Origin of the sequence: Nocardioides sp., assembly GCF_050699375.1 — a bacterium.
Lineage (GTDB): Bacteria > Actinomycetota > Actinomycetes > Propionibacteriales > Nocardioidaceae > Nocardioides.
Genome location: NZ_JBOHDN010000094.1, coordinates 41,477 through 47,476, shown reverse-complemented (window position 1 = coordinate 47,476; position 6,000 = coordinate 41,477). Strand labels below are relative to the sequence as shown.

3 protein-coding genes are annotated in these 6,000 nt (G+C 69.5%); 1 reads left to right on the top strand and 2 read right to left on the bottom strand.

All coding sequences use genetic code 11. The features are described 5' to 3' along the window. Positions 1 to 57: 57 nt before the first annotated feature. Positions 58 to 2,703, bottom strand: a complete 2,646-nt coding sequence (gene valS, locus ACRDPS_RS06680; RefSeq protein ID WP_431500841.1) for a valine--tRNA ligase — start codon at positions 2,701 to 2,703, stop codon at positions 58 to 60. A 79-nt stretch (positions 2,704 to 2,782) separates the two neighbouring features. On the opposite strand from valS, the gene ACRDPS_RS06675 reads away from it, so the two are divergent. Beyond that, positions 2,783 to 3,655 (top strand): GNAT family N-acetyltransferase, encoded by an 873-nt coding sequence (locus tag ACRDPS_RS06675; protein ID WP_431500840.1) that lies wholly within the window; start codon positions 2,783 to 2,785, stop codon positions 3,653 to 3,655. Between the two features lie 317 nt (positions 3,656 to 3,972). On the opposite strand, the gene ACRDPS_RS06670 is transcribed toward ACRDPS_RS06675, so the two are convergent. Beyond that, on the bottom strand, positions 3,973 to 5,880 hold the full coding sequence (locus ACRDPS_RS06670) for a M48 family metallopeptidase (protein WP_431500839.1): 1,908 nt from the start codon (positions 5,878 to 5,880) through the stop codon (positions 3,973 to 3,975). Between the last annotated feature and the right edge of the window lie 120 nt (positions 5,881 to 6,000).

Here is a 6,000-nt window from a genome sequence, read left to right as displayed (position 1 = left end):
GCCCCGGGCCGCTCAGCGGTCCGGGGCCTGCTTCACATCTTGGGCGGGCCTGCCGGATCAGGCCTCGGCAGGCAGCTCCGCCAGCTCGGCGGTGACGGTGAGCTCGGTCGCGTTCTCGTCGACAGTGAAGAACAGGTCGCCGGTGATGCTGCCGACCCGCTTGAGGTCCGTGGCTGCCGCCTCGGCGTCCTTGACGAGCTTGGCCGGGCCGGTGACCTCGGCCTTGGCCAGCGGATGGCGCATCTTCACCTTCGCGGTCGACTTGGCGCCGCGGATGCCGGTCAGGGTCGCCGCGACGGCGTCGAGCGCACCCGGGTCGGCGGCGGCAGCGGTGCCGAGCTCGAGCTCACGCGGCCACGAGGACGTGTGGATCGAGCCGGTCTGCCACCACGACCAGACCTCCTCGGTGACGTACGGCAGGAACGGCGCCAGCAGCCGCAGCTGGACGTGGAGGGCCGTGGCCAGCGTCGCGCGAGCGGACTCGGTCGGGAGACCGCCGTCCTCGTCGTACGCCCGCTCCTTGACCAGCTCGAGGTAGTCGTCGCAGAACTCCCAGAAGAACTTCTCCGAGGTCTCCAGCGCGGTCGAGTAGTCGTAGGCGGCGAACGCGTCGGTCGACTTGGTGATCGTCTCCTTGAGGCGGGCCATCAGCGAGCAGTCGACCGGCTGGGTGATCGCGACCGGGTTGAGCGTGGTCGCACCGACGTTGCCGAGGACGAACTTGGAGGCGTTGAGGATCTTCATCGCCAGACGTCGACCGACCTTCATCTGGGTCTCGTCGAACGGCGAGTCCATGCCCGGGCGGGTCAGCGCGGCGCGCCAGCGGACCGCGTCGGCGCCGAACTTGTCGAGGATATCGGTCGGGACGACGACGTTGCCCTTCGACTTCGACATCTTCTTGCGGTCGGGGTCGAGGATCCAGCCGGAGAGCATCGCGTGGCTCCACGGGGCGACGCCGTTCTCGAAGTGGGACCTGACGATGCGGCCGAAGAGCCAGGTGCGGATGATGTCGTGGGCCTGGGTGCACAGGTCCATCGGGTAGACCCGCTCGAACAGATCCGGGTCGGACTCCCAGCCTCCGGCGATCTGCGGGGTGAGCGAGGAGGTCGCCCAGGTGTCCATCACGTCAGGGTCGCCCTGGAAGCCGCCGGGCTTGCCGCGCTGCGCCTTGTCGTATCCGGCCGGGACATCGGTGGACGGGTCGATCGGCAGCTGCTCCTCGCTCGGGAGCAGCGGCTTGTCGTAGTCGGGGTTGCCCTCGGCGTCGAGGGCGTACCAGACCGGGAACGGGATGCCGAAGAAGCGCTGGCGAGAGATCAGCCAGTCGCCGTTGAGGCCGCTGACCCAGTTGTCGTAGCGGTGGCGCATGTGCTCCGGCAGCCAGGTCAGCTCGCCACCGCGGGCCAGCAGCTTCTCGCGCAGATCGGGGTTGCGGCCACCGTTTGTGACGTACCACTGCCGGCTGGCGACGATCTCCAGCGGCTTGTCGCCGCGCTCGTAGAAGTTGGCCATCCGCTGGGTCTTCTTCGGCTCGCCGTCGAGGTCGCCGGACTCACGGATCTTGGCGACGACCGCTTCGCGGGCGGAGTGGACGGTCTTGCCCTTGAGGTCTTCGTACGCAGCAGCCCCGGCCTCGGTGGTGATCCACTCCGGGGTCTCACGGGAGAAGCGGCCGTCGCGCCCGATCAGGGCACGAGCGGGCAGGTTGAGCTCGCGCCACCACTGGACGTCGGTGAGGTCACCCCAGGTGCAGCACATCGCGATGCCGGCGCCCTTGTCCATCTCCGCGGCCTCGTGGGCCAGGACCGGGATCTCGACCCCGAAGATCGGCGAGGTGACGGTGGCGCCGAACAGGTCCTTGTAACGGTCGTCGTCGGGGTGAGCGATCAGCGCGACGACGCTCGGGATCAGCTCGGGACGGGTGGTCTCGATGTGGATCGGGGTGCCGGAACCCCCATCAACGGGCACAGTGTGGAAGGCGACGCGGTGGAAGAAACCGGCGTAGTCCTTCGCCTCCAGCTCGGCCTGCGCGACAGCGGTCTGGAAGGTGACGTCCCACAGGGTCGGCGCCTCCTGCAGGTAGGCCTCGCCGCGTGCGAGGTTGCGCAGGAACGCCTTCTGCGAGGCGGTCTGGGAGACCTTGCCGATGGTCGTGTACTGGTGGTCCCAGTCGAAGGAGAGCCCCATGGTGCGCCACATGTCCTCGAAGACCTTCTCGTCCTCGACGACCAGCTCGCTGCACAGCTCGACGAAGTTGGGCCGGCTGATGGAGATCTGACGCTTCGGGTCCGGCTTCTCGGGCGGGGTGAAGTCCGGGTCGTAGGGGAGCGAGGGATCGCAGCGGACGCCGAAGTAGTTCTGGACCCGGCGCTCGGTGGGCAGACCGTTGTCGTCCCAGCCGATCGGGTAGAAGACCGACTTCCCGTTCATCCGCTGGAAACGGGCGATCAGGTCGGGGTGGGTGTAGGAGAAGACGTGGCCGACGTGCAGGCTGCCGGAGACGGTCGGCGGCGGGGTGTCGATCGAGTAGACGTTCTCGCGCGGCTGGGTGCGGTCGAAGGCGTACGTCTTGTCGTTCTTCCACCGCTCGGCCCACTTGGACTCCAGGCCCTCGAGGACCGGCTTGTCCGGTACGGCGACTACGCGCTGCTCAGCGGGCGTAGTCGTCTCCGGTGCGGTCTGCGAGGGCGCGGTCTCAGTCATGGGACCAAATCCTATGGGCGCGCGGTGGCTGGCGCGAAACCGGTTGAGACCGGCGATGCGCGCTCGGCATGCTTCGGTCATGGTCACCGTCGACATCCTCACCGATCCAGCCGAGTTCCTAGCCGTGGCGAAGGACTACCTCGCCGCGGAGCCGGTGATCACCAGCGTGGTCGCCACGAACGCGGAGAGGGAGGCTCGTGGGTCGAGCCTGGGTGGGCCGTATCGATGGTTCGCGGTCGCTCGGGAGGGCGATCGGGTGGTGGGCTCCGCGATGCGGACGGCCAACTTCGAGCCCTACCCCCTCTACGTCTGCCCGATGCCGGAGGCGGCGGCGATCGAGCTGGCGCGACAGCTGCATGTCGGAGGGGAGTACGCCGGTGGGGCCAACGGCGCGCTCCCGGCCGCACGCACGGTCGCCGAGGAGACCGTCCGGCTCGCGGGCGGGCGGGTGAGGGTCGCGATGGCCTCCCGGCTGCACGAGCTCGGGTCGTTGGTGATGCCCACCGGTGTGCCCGGCCGCGCCCGCGCCGCGACGTACGACGACCTGGAGCTGTGCCGGGAGTGGCTGGGCGACTTCGGGCGTGCGGCCCGCGAGCAGTCCTCGAACAAGGCGTACATCCACGAGCACGCGGCCGTCGGAGATGACGAGGTGCGCCGCAGGATCGAGGAGTTCCTGCTGCTGTGGGAGGTCGACGGAGAGGTGGTGTCCATGGCCGGCGCGACCCTGCCGGCGTACGGCGTGGTGCGGGTCGCGATGGTCTACACGCCGACGGAGCAGCGGGGTCACGGCTACGGGACCGCGGTGACCGCCGAAGCCTCGCGTCTCCTGGCCGCCGACGGCACCCGGCTGTGCCTGTTCACCGACGTGGACAACCCGGTCTCCAACCACGTCTACGCCAAGATCGGCTACCGCCCCGTCGTCGACATGGCCAACCACACCATCCTGCCCTGACCTCCCGACCCGGCGCGTCTGCCCCGCTGTAGAGGGTCGAGTCGGCGCGTCTGTCCCAGAATTTCGTGTCGAGTCGGCGCGTCTGTCTCACTGTGAGAGGTCGAGTCGGCGCATCTGACCCAACCGCTGGGACATTAGCGCCGACTTCGGCACGAAATCTTGGGACATTAGCGCCGGCTCGGCGGGGATTCTTGGGACATTAGCGCCGGCTCGGCGGGGATTCTTGGGACATTAGCGCCGGCTCGGCGGGGATTCTTGGGACATTAGCGCCGACTCGGCGGGGAATCTTGGGGCACTAGCGCCGGCTCGGCAGGAAGCTAGTCGACGGTGAAGCGGGGGCCCAGGTAGTGGTGGACGGCGGGCCAGGGGTGGCCTTCGACGTCTGCGCCCTCGCTCCAGCGCAGGGACCAGCCGTGGCCGGTGGCGGTGGTGATGTCCGCGGAGCGGCGGGAGGTGCCCTGCTTGAGGTGGAGCGCGCGGATCTGGTCCCAGGGGACGAAGGCGGCGTTGGTCGCGGCGGCGAGGTCGGCGGGTGGTCTGGCCAGGGCGCGCTGGATCAGCTTCTTGCCGGGTGAGCCCGCGGTCATCGAGGCCAGTCCGGTCGCGACGCGGTCGGATCCGGACGGCTTGAGGAGCATCAGGCCGGTGTCGGTGACCAGCAGCGTACGGATGCCGTCGCCGGAGACCGGGGCCAAGGCGCCGATGTAGCCGTCCGGGGACACGAGGGCCTGCGCGGCGCCGGCGGTCCGGACCGCGGCCTCGTTGTCGACCTTCATGTCGAGCTGGTGCACCCACGCGCGCAGCGCTGCCGCGTAGCCGGGAGAGCCGAGGGCCTCGTGGGCCAGCGCCTCGGGGTCGACCTCCTGACCGGAGATGTCGACCAGGCGCCACGGGCCGGCCCAGCTGAGCTCGTAGCGCGCCTTCTTCTCGCTGACCAGCTCGTGGGCGATGGTGGCGCCGAGGAGGCGCGCGATCACCGTACGCCGGGTATCGGCCTCGTCCTCGGCCGGTGTCTCCCCGACGTCGACCAGCTCCAGGAGGGTGTCGAGGTTGCCCGAGGCGATCAGATCCAGAGCGCCGCGGAGGGTGGCCGGCACGATCTCGTTCTCCCGCATCGCGCACAGCAGGGTCTCGGTGTCCTGCGCTGCGGCCCGGGCACCGGCGACGATGACGATCTCGGCCAACGGCGCAGGGGTCAGGCCGGAGCCGGCGAATATCTGGTCCTCGAGGGCGAGGAAGCTCTGCGACGGATAACGCAGGATGCTGGTCGCGTTGCCCGACCTGTCCTGGCGGTTGGCGTCGTCTGCGTGGTCCGTGCCGTCCGTGCCGTCCGTGCCGTCTGCGCCGTCTGCGCCGTCTGCGCGGTCTGAACCAGCTGCGTCCTCGGACGCGGTCATCGTCTCCAGCCTCTCGATCCGCTCGTGCAGCGGCGGATGCGAGTCGTAGGCCGACACCTTCACCTCGGGCGGCTCCGCGCTGATCCGGGCCAGCTCGCCGAGGCGATCGGAGTCGCTCATCAGGTTGGTGAAGTTGTCGAAGAAGCGGGTCGGGCGCAGCCCGTAGTGCGTTCCGGCGTCGACGTACTGCTCGAGGTAGATCTGCCAGGCAGCGGCGAGCGCTGGGAGGGTGCGCAGCGTGACGGCCGCGGTCCGTGACCCGACGACCTGCGCGCTGACCTGATCGGCGCTGAGCTCATGGGCGTGCGCGAGGGGCCTGGTGAGGGCGAAGAAGATCCGGGCGTACGTCCGGAACGGCCGTTTCAGGAATGGGTTGGAGAGCCCGGCCGCGACCTGGGCGATCGCCAGACGGGCGCGGTGGATGAGGCCACCGAGCCGGGTATGGGCGGAGCTGTGGTGGGCCAGCTCGTGGGCGAGGACCGCGCGGAGCTGGTTGCGGGAGACCCCCTGCAGGAGGGGTACGCCGATGAACATGCGTCGGGTGCCCGAGATCAGTCCGACGAGCTTGGTCTCGTCGCTGACCGCCGCGTTGACATCCGGCACCAGGCGGATCTCGTCGGGTGCGCGCGTCCCGGTGGCGCCGGCCAGCTCACGGACCTCCGCCCACAGAGTGGGCTGGGTCTCCTCGGTGAGCGCGAGCCCGCCGGGATCGTTCGCCGACCGTGTCCGGCGCGGCTTGAACACCTGCCGTCCGACCAGTGCCAAGGCAGCCGGGATGATCACAACGGCCAGGAGCAGGACCGCGAGCGCGGCCCGGAGCGTACGCATGAATGGGGGACCTTGTCGGGGGATCGGCGATCAGTCCGAGATGAGGTGGAGGGTATCGGTTCCGGCGATCGGCTGGGAAGCGGCTCGTGGCAATGACCGGCGGGTGAGCGGCGGGTGAGC

Bases quoted from the DNA above. Each gene is read 5' to 3' on its own strand.
- valS (WP_431500841.1), bottom strand. From the start codon at position 2,703: ATGACTGAGACCGCGCCCTCGCAGACCGCACCGGAGACGACTACGCCC.
- ACRDPS_RS06675 (WP_431500840.1), top strand. From the start codon at position 2,783: ATGGTCACCGTCGACATCCTCACCGATCCAGCCGAGTTCCTAGCCGTG.
- ACRDPS_RS06670 (WP_431500839.1), bottom strand. From the start codon at position 5,880: ATGCGTACGCTCCGGGCCGCGCTCGCGGTCCTGCTCCTGGCCGTTGTG.